Below are 14,767 nucleotides of genomic sequence, written 5' to 3'. Positions count from 1 at the left end.
CCTTCTCGCAGCAATGCGGGAAAAGACCGCAGCAAATGGAGAGGTGGCAGAGTGGTCGAATGTACTTGACTCGAAATCAAGCGTACGTTAAATCGTACCGTGGGTTCGAATCCCACCCTCTCCGCCAGAACAAATAGAGAAAGCTCCCGCAAGGGAGCTTTTTTTATTTGTGGCGGCGGAAAGGAGTACGCCCCCTGCGGGGCGTACGCGTGGGATTCGAAGACGAGCGCGTACTCGCGCGAGGCTCCCCGAATCGCCCAATTGGGTTTTGGTTTGGCTACCAGCTCTCAGTTGCAAATCACCAATAAACCCCTACCCAACCCAACAACACCCATGCTAAAATAGCGCCTCGTTCAAACCGGCACGCCAGTTTGCATGAATAGACCGCAGTAAACGGAGAGGTGGCAGAGTGGTCGAATGTACTTGACTCGAAATCAAGCGTACGTTAAATCGTACCGTGGGTTCGAATCCCACCCTCTCCGCCAGAATACATAAGAGAAGCTCCCGCAAGGGAGCTTTTTTTATACCCGCAACGCCAAAAAAACCACCAACGTATCAATGCAGGTAGAAAAAACCGCCCAAAGCGCGCAGCGCAAGGCGTTTTTTCCTCCATTCAGGCCTTGAAATTCAGCGCCCCACTAACGTAACGCAAGCTAGTGCACCAGCCGCGCCACCGCAAACACTACAGCTGACGTAGCAATCATCGTCCCCACGCACCATAAAATCATGGCCAATCTGGCCGCAGCCACATCGCTTTTGGTCGCGTAATCGGCATGCTCCATTTTCATATCCGCCGTATCCCGCTCCTGTGTGTCGCCCCATCCGCTCATGACAGTATCCTCCTCATTACCCACTTCATGCTCCGCGCTTCTTTCAGCGCTGTCAAACCGTGTCCCGAGGGTATCGTGCACGGTCCGGCTATTGCGCTGTCGCATATCTGGCCTCAACAGCTGCCCCCCCCACCTTGACCCCGCTCAGCCTATGGTAATCTACCCCCTCCCATCCCGACCCCACCAATAAAAGCAATGAGCCGATTCTGGAGCAACATCGTCAGCGAGCTGACCCCCTACATCCCGGGCGAGCAACCGAAACTGCCCGACCTGGTCAAACTCAACACCAACGAAAACCCCTACGGTCCATCGCCCCACGTCCTGGCTGCGCTGCGTGAAGCAACTGAAGACAGCCTGCGCCTTTACCCCGATCCCACGGCCAGCGAGCTGAAGCAAACCCTGGCCGACTACCACGGCTTGAACAGTGCGCAAGTATTCGTCGGCAACGGTTCCGATGAAGTGCTGGCGCTGGCCTTCATGGCCTTGCTTAAGCACGATGCACCGCTGCTGTTTCCCGACATCAGCTACAGTTTCTACCCCGTGTATTGCAAGCTGTACGGTATCGATTACCGCATGGTAGCGCTCGACGATGCCATGCGCATCCGCCCGGAAGACTATCAAGGGCCGTGCGGCGCCATCATCTTCCCGAATCCCAACGCGCCGACAGGCGTCGACTTGCCGCTGGCCGGCGTGGAAATCCTGTTGCGCGACCATCCCGATGCCGTGGTGGTGGTCGATGAAGCGTATGTGGATTTCGGCGGCGAGAGCGCCGTGGCCCTGGTCGGGCGTTATCCGAACTTGCTGGTGGTGCAGACGTTCTCGAAATCGCGTTCGCTGGCCGGTTTGCGCGTCGGCTGTGCCTTCGGGCATCCGGACCTGATCGAGGCGCTGGAACGTGTGAAGAACAGTTTCAATTCCTATCCGCTGGACCGGCTGGCGCTGGCCGGCGCCGTCGCCTCGCTGCACGACGAAGCGTACTTCCAGCAGACGCGCCAGGCCGTCATCGCCAGCCGCGAGCAGCTGACGGCGGACCTGGAGGCGCTGGGTTTCGAGGTGCTGCCGTCGGTGGCCAACTTTGTCTTTGCCCGCCACCCACAGCATGACGCGGCGCAACTGGCGGCCGGCTTGCGCGCCCGTTCCGTGATCGTGCGCCATTTCAATGCACCGCGCATCAGCCAGTATCTGCGCATCAGCATCGGCAACGTGGGCGAGTGCGCGGCCTTGATGGCGGCCTTGCGCGAGATATTGTCGTGATGGCAGGCCTGGTACGGCTGCCGGCAGCCGTACCAGGCGCCAGTTTGCTTACTGCTGGCTGGCCCGGCGGCGGCGCGCCATGAAGCCCAGCAAGCCCAGGCCGCCCAGCAGCATGCCGTAGGTGGCTGGTTCCGGTACGGCCGACACGGACAGGTTATTGATGGTTGGCCAGATGCCGACCTGTCCGGCAGTGCTGACGGCCAGGTCCGAGAAGGCGCCCGTCGACAGGAAGCCGACAAACGATGCCTGCGTCGGCAATGCCAGTTCGTAGGTGAGCAGCTCGCCCAGCGCATTGCGCGCTGTCAAAGTGATGCTCTGAGCGTTGGCATAGCCGCCGGCAACGTTCGAGCCGAAGAAGAATCCCCCCACGCCGCGTACGGCACTGGAAAAGTTGGAGAACACCACGCTGTCATTACGGTTGTTCGTGCTCAGCCAGTTGTCGCTGCCCGTGCCCGCGCCATACAGGATGGGCGAGGCGCCAACGCTGCTTGCCGTGTAGGCGTAGCTGCCGGCATTGCGGAACAGCGGACTGTCGAGCGCATCGATGGGCAAATCATCAAAGGTGTCGACACCGGTATTGCCGGCCGCTGCCAAATAGGCGGATTGGCTGGTAAAGACCGTGATGTCGGCGTGGGCGGCGCTGGCGGCGACCAGCAGGGCGGCGGCGCTGATGATTTTCATGCGGGTGAGTGAGGTTTGCAAGATCGACTCCTTAACGAGGGTTGGGAAAAGGATGTGGCAAAAGTTTCCTTATTTATAATGCCAGTTCAATGTAATATTAAATAGAAAAAAATACAACATAAATCATTCATGATAATTTTGATCTTGCATATGTAAATCGCTGATGTTTGCCAATTGCTAATGCATGCCAACCAAGGTTGGCGTCTGGCGGCACGATGCTGCTGGCGCGGGCCATTTGTGCAACAATAATCGGATTCATACATCGACAGGACGGACAATATGGCAAAAGTGGCATTCATCGGTTTGGGCGTCATGGGTTTCCCCATGGCAGGCCATCTGGCGGCGGGCGGGCATGACGTCACCGTGTACAACCGCAACCCGGCCCGCGCGGCCGCTTGGCTCGAGCAGCACAAGGGCAGCAGCGCCGCCACGCCGGCCACCGCCGCTGTCGGCGCCGAGTTCGTCTTCACCTGCATCGGCAACGATAACGACCTGTACCAGGTCATTTTGGAAGAGGGCGGCTTGCTGTCCGCCATGGCGCCGGGCAGCATCCTGATCGACCATACGACGGCCTCGGCCGAAGCGGCGCGCACCATCCACGCGGCGGCGAAAGAGAAGGGCGTGTTCTTCCTCGACGCGCCCGTGTCCGGCGGCCAGGCTGGTGCGGAAAACGGCAAGCTGACCGTGATGGTGGGTGGCGACGCGGAAGCGTATGCACGCGCCGAGCCCGTCATCGCCCTGTTCTCGCGCGCAGTCACTTATATGGGCGCGTCCGGTTCCGGCCAGCTCACAAAAATGGTCAACCAGATCTGCATCGCGGGACTCGTGCAGGCCTTGAGCGAAGGCATCGCCTTCGCTGAAAACGCGGGCCTGGACGCGGCCCTGGTGGTTGACGTGATTTCCAAAGGCGCGGCGCAGTCGTGGCAGCTGGAAAACCGGGGCAAGACCATGATAGAGCGCAAGTTCGACTTCGGTTTCGCCGTCGACCTGATGCGCAAGGATCTCGGTATCTGCCTCGCCGAAGCCAAGCGCAACGGCAGCGACTTGCCCGTGACGACCTTGACAGACCAGTTCTATGGCGAAGTGCAGCAGGCGGGCGGCAACCGTTACGATACGTCCAGCCTGATTACCCGTTTGAACAAAAAGTAAAGTTTAGCTCGTCATTAGCGAGCGGCGCGTCCCTGCAAAGGGCGCGCCGCTTGTCGTTTACGGCGCTGGAAAGTAAAAAACGTCAGTTTCCGGAACATCCAGTTTCGATTTTCATGGAAAAGCATGGACTTCGCGAGCTCATCGTGTATTATTAAAAAACGAGATGAAATGTCCCAATTTTTAAAACATTATGAGCGGACCCGCATGAAAACCAACTCCTCAGCGATAACACGCGTTGTCGACAAGAACATTCCCTACCTGTCTTCCGCCGTTGCCATCTGGCGTCCCCGCGCCGTGCTGCGCAGCTGGCCCGGCGTGGCCATCGCGCTGGTGATCGCCCTGTCGGCCACCTTCATTTCCAGCAATTACGGCGGCCCCCAGCTGCTGTATGCGCTGTTCTTCGGCCTGGCTTTTCACTTCCTCGCCGTTGACCCCACCTGCAAGCCCGGCATCGAGTTTTGCAGCAAGGTGCTGCTGCGCACGGGCGTGGCTTTGCTGGGCGCGCGCATCACCTTCAACCAGATCGCTTCCGTGGGCGTCACGCCACTCTTGATCGTCGTCGGCGGCCTGGTGGCGACTTTGGGCTTCGGCTATTTGCTGGCCAAGTGGCTCAAGCGGCCCATCACGGAAGGCATTCTGTCCGGCGGTTCCGTCGCCATCTGCGGCGCATCGGCCGCGCTGGCCATCTCGGCCGTGCTGCCGCAAACCAAGGAAAACGAAAAGTTCACCCTGCTGACAGTGGTCGGCGTGACGACCCTGTCGACCCTGGCCATGATCGTCTACCCGCTGCTGGTCAAGCTGCTGGGCTTTGACCCGACCGAGGCGGGCGTGTTCATCGGCGGCACCATCCATGACGTGGCGCAAGTGGTGGGCGCCGGCTACCTGGTCAGCAACCATACGGGCGATGTTGCCACCTTCGTCAAACTGACGCGCGTGGCTTGCCTCGTGCCTGTCGTGCTGGGCCTGTCGATCATGTTCAAGCGCAAGGAAGGCAAGAGCGAAGTCGATGCGCCACCGCTCGTGCCCTTTTTCCTGATCGGCTTTGTCTGGCTCGTCATTACCAACAGCCTGGGCCTGATTCCGCAGGAAGTGAATGGCTGGATCAACAATGCTTCGCGCGCCTGCCTCGTCATCGCCATTGCCGCGCTGGGCGTCAAAACGTCGTTCCAGTCGCTGGCCTCGCTGGGCTGGCGCCCCGTGATCATGCTGGTGATGGAAACCGTGTGGATCGCCGCCTTTGTCGCCATCGCCGTCCTGCTGACCCGTTAAGCGAGCCGAGCCCGCCATGAAGATCCTTGTCCTCGGCGCCGGCGTGGTCGGCACGGCATCGGCCTGGTATTTGCGCCAGGCGGGCCACGACGTGCGCGTGCTCGAGCGTCAGGCGGGCGCCGCGCAGGAAACGAGCTTCGGCAATGGTGGCCAGATTTCCGTCTCGCATGCGGAACCGTGGGCCAATCCCGCCACCTTGCGCAAAGTCTTGACCTGGCTGGGGAAGGACGACGCGCCGCTGCTGTTCCGTCCCCGTCTCGATACGCTGCAATGGCAGTGGGCGCTGCATTACCTGCGCGAATGCCTGCCATCGCGGGTGGCGCGCAATATGCGCCAGATCGTCGCCCTGGCCGAGTACAGCCGCCAGAGCCTGCAAGCCTTGCGCCGAGAAACAGGCATCGAATATGACCACCTCGAGCGGGGCATATTGCATTTCTATACGGACCAGCAGGAGTTCGATAAGTCGCAGTCGGGCGCCGCGCTCCTGCGCGAACTGGGCTGCCCGCGCAACACCGTCAGCGCCGATGAAGTGATCCGGCTGGAACCGGCCCTGCGCCACGCGCGCAGCCAGATCGTCGGCGGCGACTTTACAGCCAGCGACGAGTCGGGCGACGTGCATTTGTTTACCACGGCGCTGGCGGCCCGGGCGGCCGCGGCCGGCGTGGATTTTCAGTACGGCACGACGGTGACGCGCTTGCTTGCGGACGGTGAACGCATCACGGGCGTGGAATGCATCGATGCCTATGGCCGTCACCGCCTTGAGCACGCGGACGCCGTCGTGGTGGCCATGGGCAGCTTTTCCGCGCCCTTGCTGCGGCCGCTGGGTATCCGCCTGATGCTGTATCCGGGCAAGGGCTACTCGGCTACTTATCCGATTCTCGATTCCGCTGCCGCACCCACCGTCTCGCTGACGGACGATGGCCACAAACTGGTGTTTTCGCGCCTGGGCGAACGCCTGCGCGTGGCCGGCACGTGCGAGCTGAACGGCTACACGCGCGAACTGAACCCCGTGCGCTGCGCCGCCATCACGCGCAGAGTGCAAGCGCTGTTTCCTGATGCCTGCGATTACAGCGACCCCGTCTACTGGGCCGGCTTGCGCCCCCTGACACCGTCGAACGTGCCGTATATCGGTACGACGCGCTATCGCCAGTTGTTCCTCAACACGGGCCACGGCACGCTGGGCTGGACCATGGGCTGCGGCGCGGGCAGGGCGATCGCCGACCTTGTGTCGGGGCGGCGGCCCGATGTGGATTTTGCGTTTTGCGGAGAAACCCTTCGCGAGGTACCGCAGTTACATCAACTTAGGAGAGCACCACGATGAGAGACGACGCCACCCCCCGCCAGCCAACCGGCGGCCTGACCCTGGCCGGTACCACCTACCAGTCGCGTCTGCTGGTGGGCACGGGTAAATACAAGGATTTCGAGGAAACGCGATTGGCCATCGAGGAGAGCGGCGCCGAGATTGTCACCGTGACGATCCGCAGGGTCAACATCGGCCAGGAAAAGGGTGAGCCGAACCTGCTCGATTTCATACCGCCATCGAAATACACGATCCTGCCCAACACGGGCGGCTGCTACAACGCGCGCGACGCCGTCTACACCTTGCAGCTGGCGCGCGAGTTGCTGGGCGGCCACCAGTTGTGCAAGCTGGAAGTGCTCGGCGATGAAAAGACCCTGTTCCCGAACATGCCGGAAACATTGAAGGCGGCGCAGGAACTGGTGCGCGACGGCTTCCAGGTGATGGTGTATTGCAGCGACGACCCCATCCAGGCGCGCATGCTGGAAGACATCGGCTGCATCGCCGTCATGCCGCTGGCGTCACTGATCGGCTCGGGCATGGGCATTTTGAATCCGTGGAATTTGTCGCTGATCATCGAGCAAGCCAAGGTCCCCGTACTGGTCGATGCCGGCGTGGGCACGGCGTCGGACGCGGCCATCGCCATGGAACTCGGTTGCGACGGCATCCTGATGAATACCGCCATCGCGGCGGCGCGCGAACCGGTACGCATGGCGCGCGCCATGAAACTGGCAGTGCAGGGCGGACGCGAGGCTTATCTGGCCGGACGCATGCCCCGGAGAGCAGGCGTCATGAGCGCCTCGCCCTCGTCCCCGATGGCCGGGCTGATCGCCTGAGCCCGATTTGTAGCAAGGCAGTTGATTATCGTTTCAAGCGTTTATAAAAACCACAATACCTGGAGATGACATGAAACACACACTCGTAGCGGCAGCCATCCTGGCCTCCTTCTTCGCCGGCAACGCCAGCGCCCAATCGTCCGTCACCGTGTACGGCTTGCTCGATGCGGGCTTCACGTCCGAACACGGCGGCGCTGACGGTTCCGTCACCAAGCTGGCCACCGGCGTGCAGTCGGGCAGCCGCATCGGCTTCAAGGGCACGGAAGACCTGGGCAACAACCTGAAGGCCAATTTCGTGCTGGAAAATGGTCTCGACGTGGATACGGGCGCCAACCGCCAGGGCGCCCTGTTCGGGCGCAAGGCCTACGTGGGCCTGTCGGGCGGCTTCGGCGCCGTGAACCTGGGCTTGCAGCACAACCCGCTGTTTACCGCGCTGGACAATATCGACCCCTTCGAGACGGGCATGACGGGCGCCTCGATCAACCTGATGAGCGTGGCCAGCCTGCGCACGAAAAACTCGATCATGTATGAAACGCCGAAGGTGAACGGCTTGTCGGCCGCCGTGATGGTTGGCCTGGGCGAAAAGCCGGACAGCAATACCCTGGGCCGCACCATCGACTTTTCCATCGATTACGCCAACGGCCCGCTCGTGCTGACCCTGGCGCATGACAACCGCAAGGACACGCCGCTGAACACGGCCAAGGTCACCTTGCTGGGCGGCACCTACGACTTCGGCCCCGCCAAGCTGCACGCCGCCTATGAAACGGACAAGGATGACGCGGGCACGGATTTCCGCAGCTACATGCTGGGCGCGTCGGCCCCCGTGGGGGCGGCGGGCAGCGTGATGGCGTCCTATATCAAGAAGGATGACCGCACGAATGCGCGCCGCGGCGGGCGCCAGTTGGCCATCGGCTACACCTATGCCTTGTCCAAGCGCACGAATCTGTACACCTCGTACGGGCGCATCAACAACGATGGCGCTGGCACCAATGTCGTCGGCGATGCATCAAGCGGCGGCAGCGTGCCCTTGCCTGGGCATAACTCGAGCGCCTTTACGGCCGGCATGCGTTTGAAGTTCTAAGCGCGGCGCCGTAGGAAAACGATGGCGGCTTGTCTGTTGCGGATAAGCCGCCATTGTTGTTTCAGCAGTGGTGCACATGCATGGATTCCGGATTCAGGAATGAAACAGTCCGATTTTTCATGAATTTTCATTGACAGCGCATTTCGCAACCGTTAAATTGAACACGTATTTCAAATATCGGAACAAAATATACCGATTTTTCATAAAACCATAAGGAGACTGAGCCATGACCGATTTGTCCGACCAAAAAGCCGCCGCCGCTGCCGTTCCGGTAGGCCCGCAAAAGATGACGCCTTCCGAAGCGTTCGTGGAAACCCTGGCCGCCAATGGCGTGACCGACATGTTCGGCATCATGGGCTCGGCCTTCATGGACCCGATGGATATCTTCGCCCCCGCCGGCATCCGCCTGATCCCCGTCGTGCACGAGCAGGGCGCCGGCCACATGGCCGACGGCTATGCCCGCGTCTCGGGCCGCCACGGCGTCGTCATCGGCCAGAACGGCCCCGGCATCAGCAATTGCGTGACCGCCATCGCCGCCGCCTACTGGGCGCATACGCCCGTCGTGATCATCACGCCGGAGACGGGCACCATGAGCATGGGCCTGGGCGGCTTCCAGGAAGCGAACCAGCTGCCGATGTTCGAGGAATTCACGAAGTACCAGGGCCACGTGACCAATCCGGCCCGCATGGCGGAATTCACGGGCCGCTGCTTTGACCGCGCCATGTCGGAAATGGGGCCGACACAATTGAATATCCCGCGCGACTATTTTTATGGCGAAATCAAGGCCGAGATTCCAAAGCCGAACCGCCTGGACCGTGGCGCCGGCGGCGAACAAAGCCTCAATGACGCGGCCGAATTGCTGGCGAAAGCCAAGTTCCCCGTGATTATCTCCGGCGGCGGCGTCGTCATGGGCGAAGCGATCGAAGAGTGCAAGGCGCTGGCCGAGCGCCTGGGCGCGCCCGTCGTCAACAGCTACCTGCACAACGACTCCTTCCCCGCCAGCCATCCGCTGTGGTGCGGCCCGCTCGGCTACCAGGGTTCCAAGGCGGCCATGAAACTGATCGCCCAGGCCGACGTCGTCGTCGCTTTAGGCTCGCGCCTGGGCCCGTTCGGCACCTTGCCGCAGCACGGCATGGATTACTGGCCGAAGAACGCGAAGATCATCCAGATCGACGCGGACAACAAGATGCTGGGCCTGGTCAAGAAAATCTCCGTCGGCATCTGCGGCGACGCCAAGGCGGCCGCCAAAGCCATCCTGGCACGCCTGGACGGCAAGACGCTCGACTGCGACGCGACGCGCGACGCGCGCTATGTCGCCGTGCAAGCCGAGAAGGCGGCCTGGGAAGAGGAGCTGACCAACTGGACGCACGAAAAAGATGCGTACAGCCTGGACATGATCGAAGAGCAAAAGAAAGAGCCGGGCAGCTACCTGCACCCGCGCCAGGTCTTGCGCGAGCTGGAAAAAGCCATGCCGGAAGACGTGATGGTGTCGACCGACATCGGCAACATCAACTCGGTGGCGAACAGTTACTTGCGCTTTGAAAAGCCGCGCAGCTTCTTTGCGGCGATGAGCTTTGGCAACTGCGGCTATGCCTTCCCGACCATCATCGGCGCCAAGGTGGCGGCACCGCACCGTCCGGCCGTGTCGTATGCGGGCGACGGCGCCTGGGGCATGAGCCTGATGGAAACGATGACCTGCGTGCGCCACAACATTCCCGTGACGGCCGTGGTGTTCCACAACCGCCAGTGGGGCGCGGAAAAGAAAAACCAGGTCGATTTCTACAACCGCCGCTTTGTCGCCGGGGAGCTCGACAACCAGAGTTTCGCCGAGATCGCGCGCGCCATGGGCGCCGAAGGCATCACGGTCGACAAGCTGGAAGACGTGGGGCCGGCCTTGAAAAAGGCGATCGACATGCAGATGAATGAAGGCAAGACGACCATCATCGAAATCATGTGCACGCGCGAGCTGGGCGACCCGTTCCGCCGCGATGCGCTGAGTAAACCAATTCGTCATCTGGATAAATATAAAGATTACGTTTGATGTAGCGGGTGTTGTTGGATTACGCCCGTTGGGCTAATCCAACCTACCCAACTTACGCGACTGTGTAGGTCGGATTAGCCGGGCAAAGCCCGGCGTAATCCGACACCACCCGGACAGTAGCCAGGCCAGGCGTCATCCGACGCCACCCCGACCGATCCTTGTATGACCCCGGCTTGCCGGGTTTTATGTGCCGGAACCATCTTTATGCTTCCATGGTTCCGGCACTTTTTTTACCGAATTGGAGTCGCCATGAAAGCCCTGCACCGCATCATCGCGCAAGCCCGCGCCGTGCCGAAACATATCGTCTTGTGCGAGGGCGGCGATGCGCGCGTGCTGCAGGCGGCCGCGCGTGCCGCTGCCGAAGGCCTGGCCCACATCACCATCGTCGGCCAGCCGGCCGCCATCCTGGCCCTGGCGCAGGAACACGCGCTGGACCTGGACGCCGTGCGCCTGGTCGACCCGGCGCAGTCCAGCGAGTCGGAACATTACGCCCAGCAATTATTCGTGCTGCGCCAGGCCAAGGGCATGACGGTGGAGCAGGCGAGAAACGCCGTGCAGGATCCGCTGTGCTACGCCAACCTGATGGTGCGCCTGGGCGACGCCGACGGCTGCGTGGCGGGGGCCGTGCACACGACGGCCGACGTGGTGCGCAGCGCCATCCAGATCATCGGCGTCGACCCGGCCTTCAAGCTGGTGTCGAGCTTTTTCCTGATGATGCTGTGCGAACCTTTCCACAGCCTCAAGGGCGGTTTCATCTTTTCCGACTGCGCTTTGGTGGTCGATCCGAAAGCCGAGGAATTGGCCGACATCGCCATGGCCGCCGCCGACAGCGCGCAAGCCTTGCTGATGGAAGAACCGCGCGTCGCCATGCTGTCGTTTTCCACCAGCGGCAGCGCCCACCACGCGGCCGTCGACAAGGTGCACGCGGCAACGGACAAGGTCAAGGCCCAGCGCCCGCTGCTGGCCATCGATGGCGACGTGCAGCTGGACGCGGCCATCGTGGCCGAGATTTCCCAGCGCAAGGTCAAGGATTCCGTCGTCAACGGCCGCGCGAACGTGCTGGTGTTCCCGAACTTGGACGCGGGCAATATCGGCTACAAGCTGGCCGAGCGCATGGGCGGCGCCGTCGCCATCGGCCCCTTGCTGCAAGGCTTGAAGAAGCCGGCCAACGATCTGTCGCGCGGCTGCAGCGCCGACGATGTGTATAACGTGATTGCGGTCACGTCCGTGCAGGCCCAGGGTGGACGCTGAGTTGTTCAGCCTGCCCGTGCTGGCGCTGCTGGGCGTGGTGGCGGCGGGCACGTATTTCCAGACCGTCACGGGCTTTGGCCTGGGCATGATCGTCATGGGCGTGGCCAGCGGCCTCGGCCTGGCGCCCGTGCCCGCGCTGGCGGCCCTCGTCAGTTTGTTGTCCCTGGCCAATTGCCTCGTGGCCCTGCCCGGCGCCTTGCACCACCTGGACTGGCGCGCCATCCGCGCGGCCAGCATCGGCTTGCTGCCGGCCATGGCGGCCGGCGTCTTGCTGCTCGGCTACCTGGACCAGGCGTACGCGCCGCTGCTGCATCTGTTGTTGGGCGCGGCCATCGTGTATGGCGGCGTCAGCATCCTGCTGCAGGCGCCGCCGGGACCGGGCGCGGCCGACAAGCGCAGTTTTTTCATCAGCGGCGTGTGCGGCGGCCTGTTCTCGGGCCTGTTTTCGCTGGCCGGCCCGCCGCTCGTGTACCAGTTCTACCGCCAGGAAATGAGCTTGAAAACCATCCGCTACAGCCTGATCTTCCTGTTCGCCATCAGCGCGGGCGGGCGCTGATGGCGGGCAGCCAGGGCCAGCTCGACGCGAAAGTGCTGCTGCTGTGTGCGCTGGCCTTGCCCGTGGGTGTGCTGGCCACGATGGCCGGCAAGCGCTACCCGCCGCCGATCGCCCAGCGCGGCATGCGCCGCATCGCGTTTGCCGTGCTGACCCTGATCGGCATTTCGCTGATGGCGGCGGCCGTGCCGCAATTGCTGCGCTAAGCGTGCGGCGCTTGCAAAATAGTCAAACTGCCGTTATATTCCCCGTTCTTTCTCGAACCTCTTCCTTATTGGAGCCAAAAGTGCCTCGCTTCTTCGCCATCATCTGCTAACGCTGACGAAATGCTCTTTGCAGCATCGTTCGGCGCGTTGACGCCCCCGATTGCTGCGGCACTGCTCTTGCTCTTCCCGCACACGTATCCGAGACCCTGGTCTTGATCGTCCACGCCCGAACACGTCGTCAGCACCCCTGACCCTGTATGGACACGCCCCGGTGAACGCGGCGTGGGACGCTATGTTTTTACAATCTTTACCCTTATTCAAATACCCGCGCACGCCGCACCTGGAAGGCTCGCGTCTGCAGGATGGCGATGACGGTTCCGACCAGATGCCGTTGAAAAAGCTGGCCGGCCGGTACGTCGTCATCGAGGAAAAAATCGATGGCGCCAACTCCGCCGTGTCGTTCAGCGATGCGGGCGAACTGCTGCTGCAGTCGCGCGGCCATTACCTGGCGGGCGGCGGCAGCGAACGCCAGTTCAATCTGTTGAAACCGTGGGCGCATGCGCACGAACACGCCTTGCTGCACCTGCTGGAAGACCAGTATGTGCTGTTTGGCGAATGGTCGTACAGCAAGCATTCCGTGTTTTACGACCGGCTGCCCCATTACTTCAATGAGTTCGACGTGTATTGCCGCCGCAGCCAGATGTTTTTGTCGACGGCGCGCCGCCACGCCATGCTGGCCGGCTCGCCCGTGCTGTCCGTCCCCGTGTTGTATGCGGGGTTGATGCCCACGTCGCCAAAACAGCTGTGGCAGCTGCTGCGCCATTCGCTGGCCAAGTCCAGTCTGTGGCGCGACGCTTTTGAACACGCGGTGGCGCGCGAGCGCCTGCCGCTGGACTTGTGCTGGAAGCAGACGGACAAGTCCGACCACGCGGAAGGCCTGTACCTGAAGGTGGAGGACGACGAGCAAGTGCTGGCCCGCTACAAGCTGGTGCGCCATGACTTTACGCAGACCATCCTCGACAGCGGTTCGCACCACAGCACGCGGCCCTTGATCCCGAACCAGCTGGCCGACGGCGTGGACCTGTACGCGCCGCAGCCGCTCGTCACGTGGGAAAGCCTGGGCTTGCATACCTGCCGTTCGCTCGACGAACTGGCAGCTTTCTCAAGGAGTACACAATGATGAACTGGAAAACCCTGCAGCAACTGGTGCCGCCAGCGGGCCAGTCGCCCGATTTCAACGCTTGCCTGGCCGCCTTCCCGCAGCTGGAACTGGCCAAGACGACGCCGCAAAACCCCGTGTACCACGCGGAAGGCGATGTGTGGACGCATACGATGATGGTGGTGGAATCCCTGCTGGCCATGCCCGACTACCAGGCCGCCACGCGGGCGGAACAGGAAATCGTGTTTCTCGCCGCCTTGCTGCACGACGTGGCCAAGTGCAGTACCACGGTGATCGACCCGGTGACGGGCGCCATCGGCCAGCCCGGCCACTCGCGCAAGGGCGCCCTCGATGCGCGCATCGCCCTGTGGGATTGCGATGTGCCGTTTGCCGTGCGCGAGGAGATATGCCGCCTGATCAATGTGCACCAGGTGCCGTTCTTTGCGCTGGAAACGTCGCGGCGCGGCGTCACGCCCGAGTTCACCGTGCGCGAACTGTCGTGGCAAGTCGATATCCGCTTGCTGGCCATGCTGGCCGAGGCCGATATCCGCGGACGTATCTGTCCCGATCCGCAGCGCATTTTGGATGCCATCGAGCTGTTCCGCGAACTGGCGCGCGAGGAAGGATGCTATGGCCAGCGGCGCGCTTTCGTTGACGATCACACGCGCGTCAAATATTTCCGCGGCGCCGAGACGCATCCCGACTATCCGCTGTTCCAGGAGCCGGGCTCGCGCGTGATCGTCATGTCGGGCTTGCCCGCGTCGGGCAAGAATACGTGGGTGGAGGGGCACCATCCGCGCCTGCCTGTCGTGTCGTTTGACGATGCGCGGACGGCCTTGGGTTTGAAGCACGGCAAGAACGAGGGGCAGGTGGGCGACTATGCGGAAGAGCGGGCGCGCGAACTGTTGCGCAAGGGCGAACCGTTCGTGTGGAACGCCACGCACCTGTCGAAACTGATGCGCGAAAAGACGCTCAACCTGCTGTACAAATACCATGCGCAGGTGGAGCTCGTGTACCTGGAACAGCCGCGCAAGGAGCTACTGCGGCGCAACGGCCAGCGCGACACGTCGCTCAGCAACAAGAAGCTGCAAACGATGCTGTGGAACTGGGAAATTCCACTGCCGATGGAAGCGCACACGGTGCGCTATGAAGTGAGCTGA

At 62.1% G+C, this 14,767-nt stretch carries 12 protein-coding genes, 2 tRNA genes and 1 pseudogene; 13 read left to right on the top strand and 2 right to left on the bottom strand.

What is annotated here, in order from left to right; genetic code table 11:
* Nucleotides 1-37 precede the first annotated feature (37 nt).
* Nucleotides 38-127: transfer RNA gene (locus IGS55_RS18700), tRNA-Ser, on the top strand.
* A gap of 268 nt (nucleotides 128-395) precedes the next feature.
* Nucleotides 396-485, top strand: a tRNA-Ser gene (locus IGS55_RS18695).
* Nucleotides 486-653: 168 nt separating this feature from the next.
* Here the strand turns inward: IGS55_RS18695 and IGS55_RS18690 are convergent.
* Nucleotides 654-830, bottom strand: coding sequence for a hypothetical protein (locus IGS55_RS18690; RefSeq protein WP_230517721.1), 177 nt, complete (start codon nucleotides 828-830; stop codon nucleotides 654-656).
* 195 nt (nucleotides 831-1,025) lie between these two features.
* Here IGS55_RS18690 and hisC point away from each other — a divergent pair, with 195 nt between their 5' ends.
* Complete coding sequence (gene hisC / locus IGS55_RS18685; protein ID WP_230517722.1) at nucleotides 1,026-2,084, top strand: histidinol-phosphate transaminase; 1,059 nt, start codon at nucleotides 1,026-1,028, stop codon at nucleotides 2,082-2,084.
* 48 nt (nucleotides 2,085-2,132) lie between these two features.
* Here hisC and IGS55_RS18680 read toward each other — a convergent pair whose 3' ends face one another.
* On the bottom strand, nucleotides 2,133-2,786 hold the full coding sequence (locus tag IGS55_RS18680; RefSeq protein ID WP_230517723.1) for a PEP-CTERM sorting domain-containing protein: 654 nt from the start codon (nucleotides 2,784-2,786) through the stop codon (nucleotides 2,133-2,135).
* 258 nt (nucleotides 2,787-3,044) lie between these two features.
* Here IGS55_RS18680 and IGS55_RS18675 point away from each other — a divergent pair, with 258 nt between their 5' ends.
* The 10 genes and pseudogenes from IGS55_RS18675 (at nucleotide 3,045) to IGS55_RS18630 (ending at nucleotide 14,767) form a co-directional block, all read left to right on the top strand.
* On the top strand, nucleotides 3,045-3,914 hold the full coding sequence (locus tag IGS55_RS18675; RefSeq protein WP_230517724.1) for an NAD(P)-dependent oxidoreductase: 870 nt from the start codon (nucleotides 3,045-3,047) through the stop codon (nucleotides 3,912-3,914).
* A 204-nt stretch (nucleotides 3,915-4,118) separates the two neighbouring features.
* On the top strand, nucleotides 4,119-5,183 hold the full coding sequence (locus tag IGS55_RS18670) for a YeiH family protein (RefSeq protein WP_230517725.1): 1,065 nt from the start codon (nucleotides 4,119-4,121) through the stop codon (nucleotides 5,181-5,183).
* Between the two features lie 16 nt (nucleotides 5,184-5,199).
* Nucleotides 5,200-6,504, top strand: coding sequence for a D-amino acid dehydrogenase (locus IGS55_RS18665; protein ID WP_230517726.1), 1,305 nt, complete (start codon nucleotides 5,200-5,202; stop codon nucleotides 6,502-6,504).
* A complete protein-coding gene (locus IGS55_RS18660; protein WP_230517727.1) occupies nucleotides 6,501-7,316 on the top strand; it encodes a thiazole synthase in 816 nt (271 codons plus the stop codon). Before IGS55_RS18665 ends, IGS55_RS18660 begins: the two co-directional genes overlap by 4 nt.
* Before the next feature lie 70 nt (nucleotides 7,317-7,386).
* Nucleotides 7,387-8,397 carry a porin gene (locus IGS55_RS18655; RefSeq protein ID WP_230517728.1) on the top strand — a complete coding sequence of 337 codons (1,011 nt, stop codon included), beginning with the start codon at nucleotides 7,387-7,389 and terminating at the stop codon, nucleotides 8,395-8,397.
* A gap of 226 nt (nucleotides 8,398-8,623) precedes the next feature.
* A complete protein-coding gene (gene xsc, locus IGS55_RS18650) occupies nucleotides 8,624-10,438 on the top strand; it encodes a sulfoacetaldehyde acetyltransferase (RefSeq protein ID WP_230537254.1) in 1,815 nt (604 codons plus the stop codon).
* A gap of 249 nt (nucleotides 10,439-10,687) precedes the next feature.
* Nucleotides 10,688-11,689 carry a phosphate acetyltransferase gene (gene pta, locus IGS55_RS18645; protein ID WP_230519548.1) on the top strand — a complete coding sequence of 334 codons (1,002 nt, stop codon included), beginning with the start codon at nucleotides 10,688-10,690 and terminating at the stop codon, nucleotides 11,687-11,689.
* Nucleotides 11,679-12,448: pseudogene (locus IGS55_RS18640) on the top strand (TSUP family transporter). Before pta ends, IGS55_RS18640 begins: the two are co-directional and overlap by 11 nt.
* 292 nt (nucleotides 12,449-12,740) lie before the next feature.
* The gene (locus IGS55_RS18635) at nucleotides 12,741-13,628 is read left to right on the top strand and encodes an RNA ligase family protein (protein ID WP_230519547.1); all 888 of its coding nucleotides are present in this window, start codon (nucleotides 12,741-12,743) and stop codon (nucleotides 13,626-13,628) included.
* Nucleotides 13,625-14,767, top strand: coding sequence for an AAA family ATPase (locus IGS55_RS18630; RefSeq protein WP_442908179.1), 1,143 nt, complete (start codon nucleotides 13,625-13,627; stop codon nucleotides 14,765-14,767). Before IGS55_RS18635 ends, IGS55_RS18630 begins: the two co-directional genes overlap by 4 nt.

This window comes from Janthinobacterium sp. EB271-G4-3-2, from assembly GCF_020858035.1.
In the GTDB taxonomy this organism is placed as follows: domain Bacteria; phylum Pseudomonadota; class Gammaproteobacteria; order Burkholderiales; family Burkholderiaceae_D; genus Janthinobacterium; species Janthinobacterium aestuarii.
This window is presented reverse-complemented; position numbering and strand designations above follow the sequence as displayed.

Coding starts and splice junctions, on each gene's coding strand:
- IGS55_RS18690 (WP_230517721.1), bottom strand. CDS start 830: ATGAGCGGATGGGGCGACACACAGGAGCGGGATACGGCGGATATGAAA.
- hisC (WP_230517722.1), top strand. CDS start 1,026: ATGAGCCGATTCTGGAGCAACATCGTCAGCGAGCTGACCCCCTACATC.
- IGS55_RS18675 (WP_230517724.1), top strand. CDS start 3,045: ATGGCAAAAGTGGCATTCATCGGTTTGGGCGTCATGGGTTTCCCCATG.
- IGS55_RS18670 (WP_230517725.1), top strand. CDS start 4,119: ATGAAAACCAACTCCTCAGCGATAACACGCGTTGTCGACAAGAACATT.
- IGS55_RS18665 (WP_230517726.1), top strand. CDS start 5,200: ATGAAGATCCTTGTCCTCGGCGCCGGCGTGGTCGGCACGGCATCGGCC.
- IGS55_RS18660 (WP_230517727.1), top strand. CDS start 6,501: ATGAGAGACGACGCCACCCCCCGCCAGCCAACCGGCGGCCTGACCCTG.
- IGS55_RS18655 (WP_230517728.1), top strand. CDS start 7,387: ATGAAACACACACTCGTAGCGGCAGCCATCCTGGCCTCCTTCTTCGCC.
- xsc (WP_230537254.1), top strand. CDS start 8,624: ATGACCGATTTGTCCGACCAAAAAGCCGCCGCCGCTGCCGTTCCGGTA.
- pta (WP_230519548.1), top strand. CDS start 10,688: ATGAAAGCCCTGCACCGCATCATCGCGCAAGCCCGCGCCGTGCCGAAA.
- IGS55_RS18635 (WP_230519547.1), top strand. CDS start 12,741: ATGTTTTTACAATCTTTACCCTTATTCAAATACCCGCGCACGCCGCAC.
- IGS55_RS18630 (WP_442908179.1), top strand. CDS start 13,625: ATGATGAACTGGAAAACCCTGCAGCAACTGGTGCCGCCAGCGGGCCAG.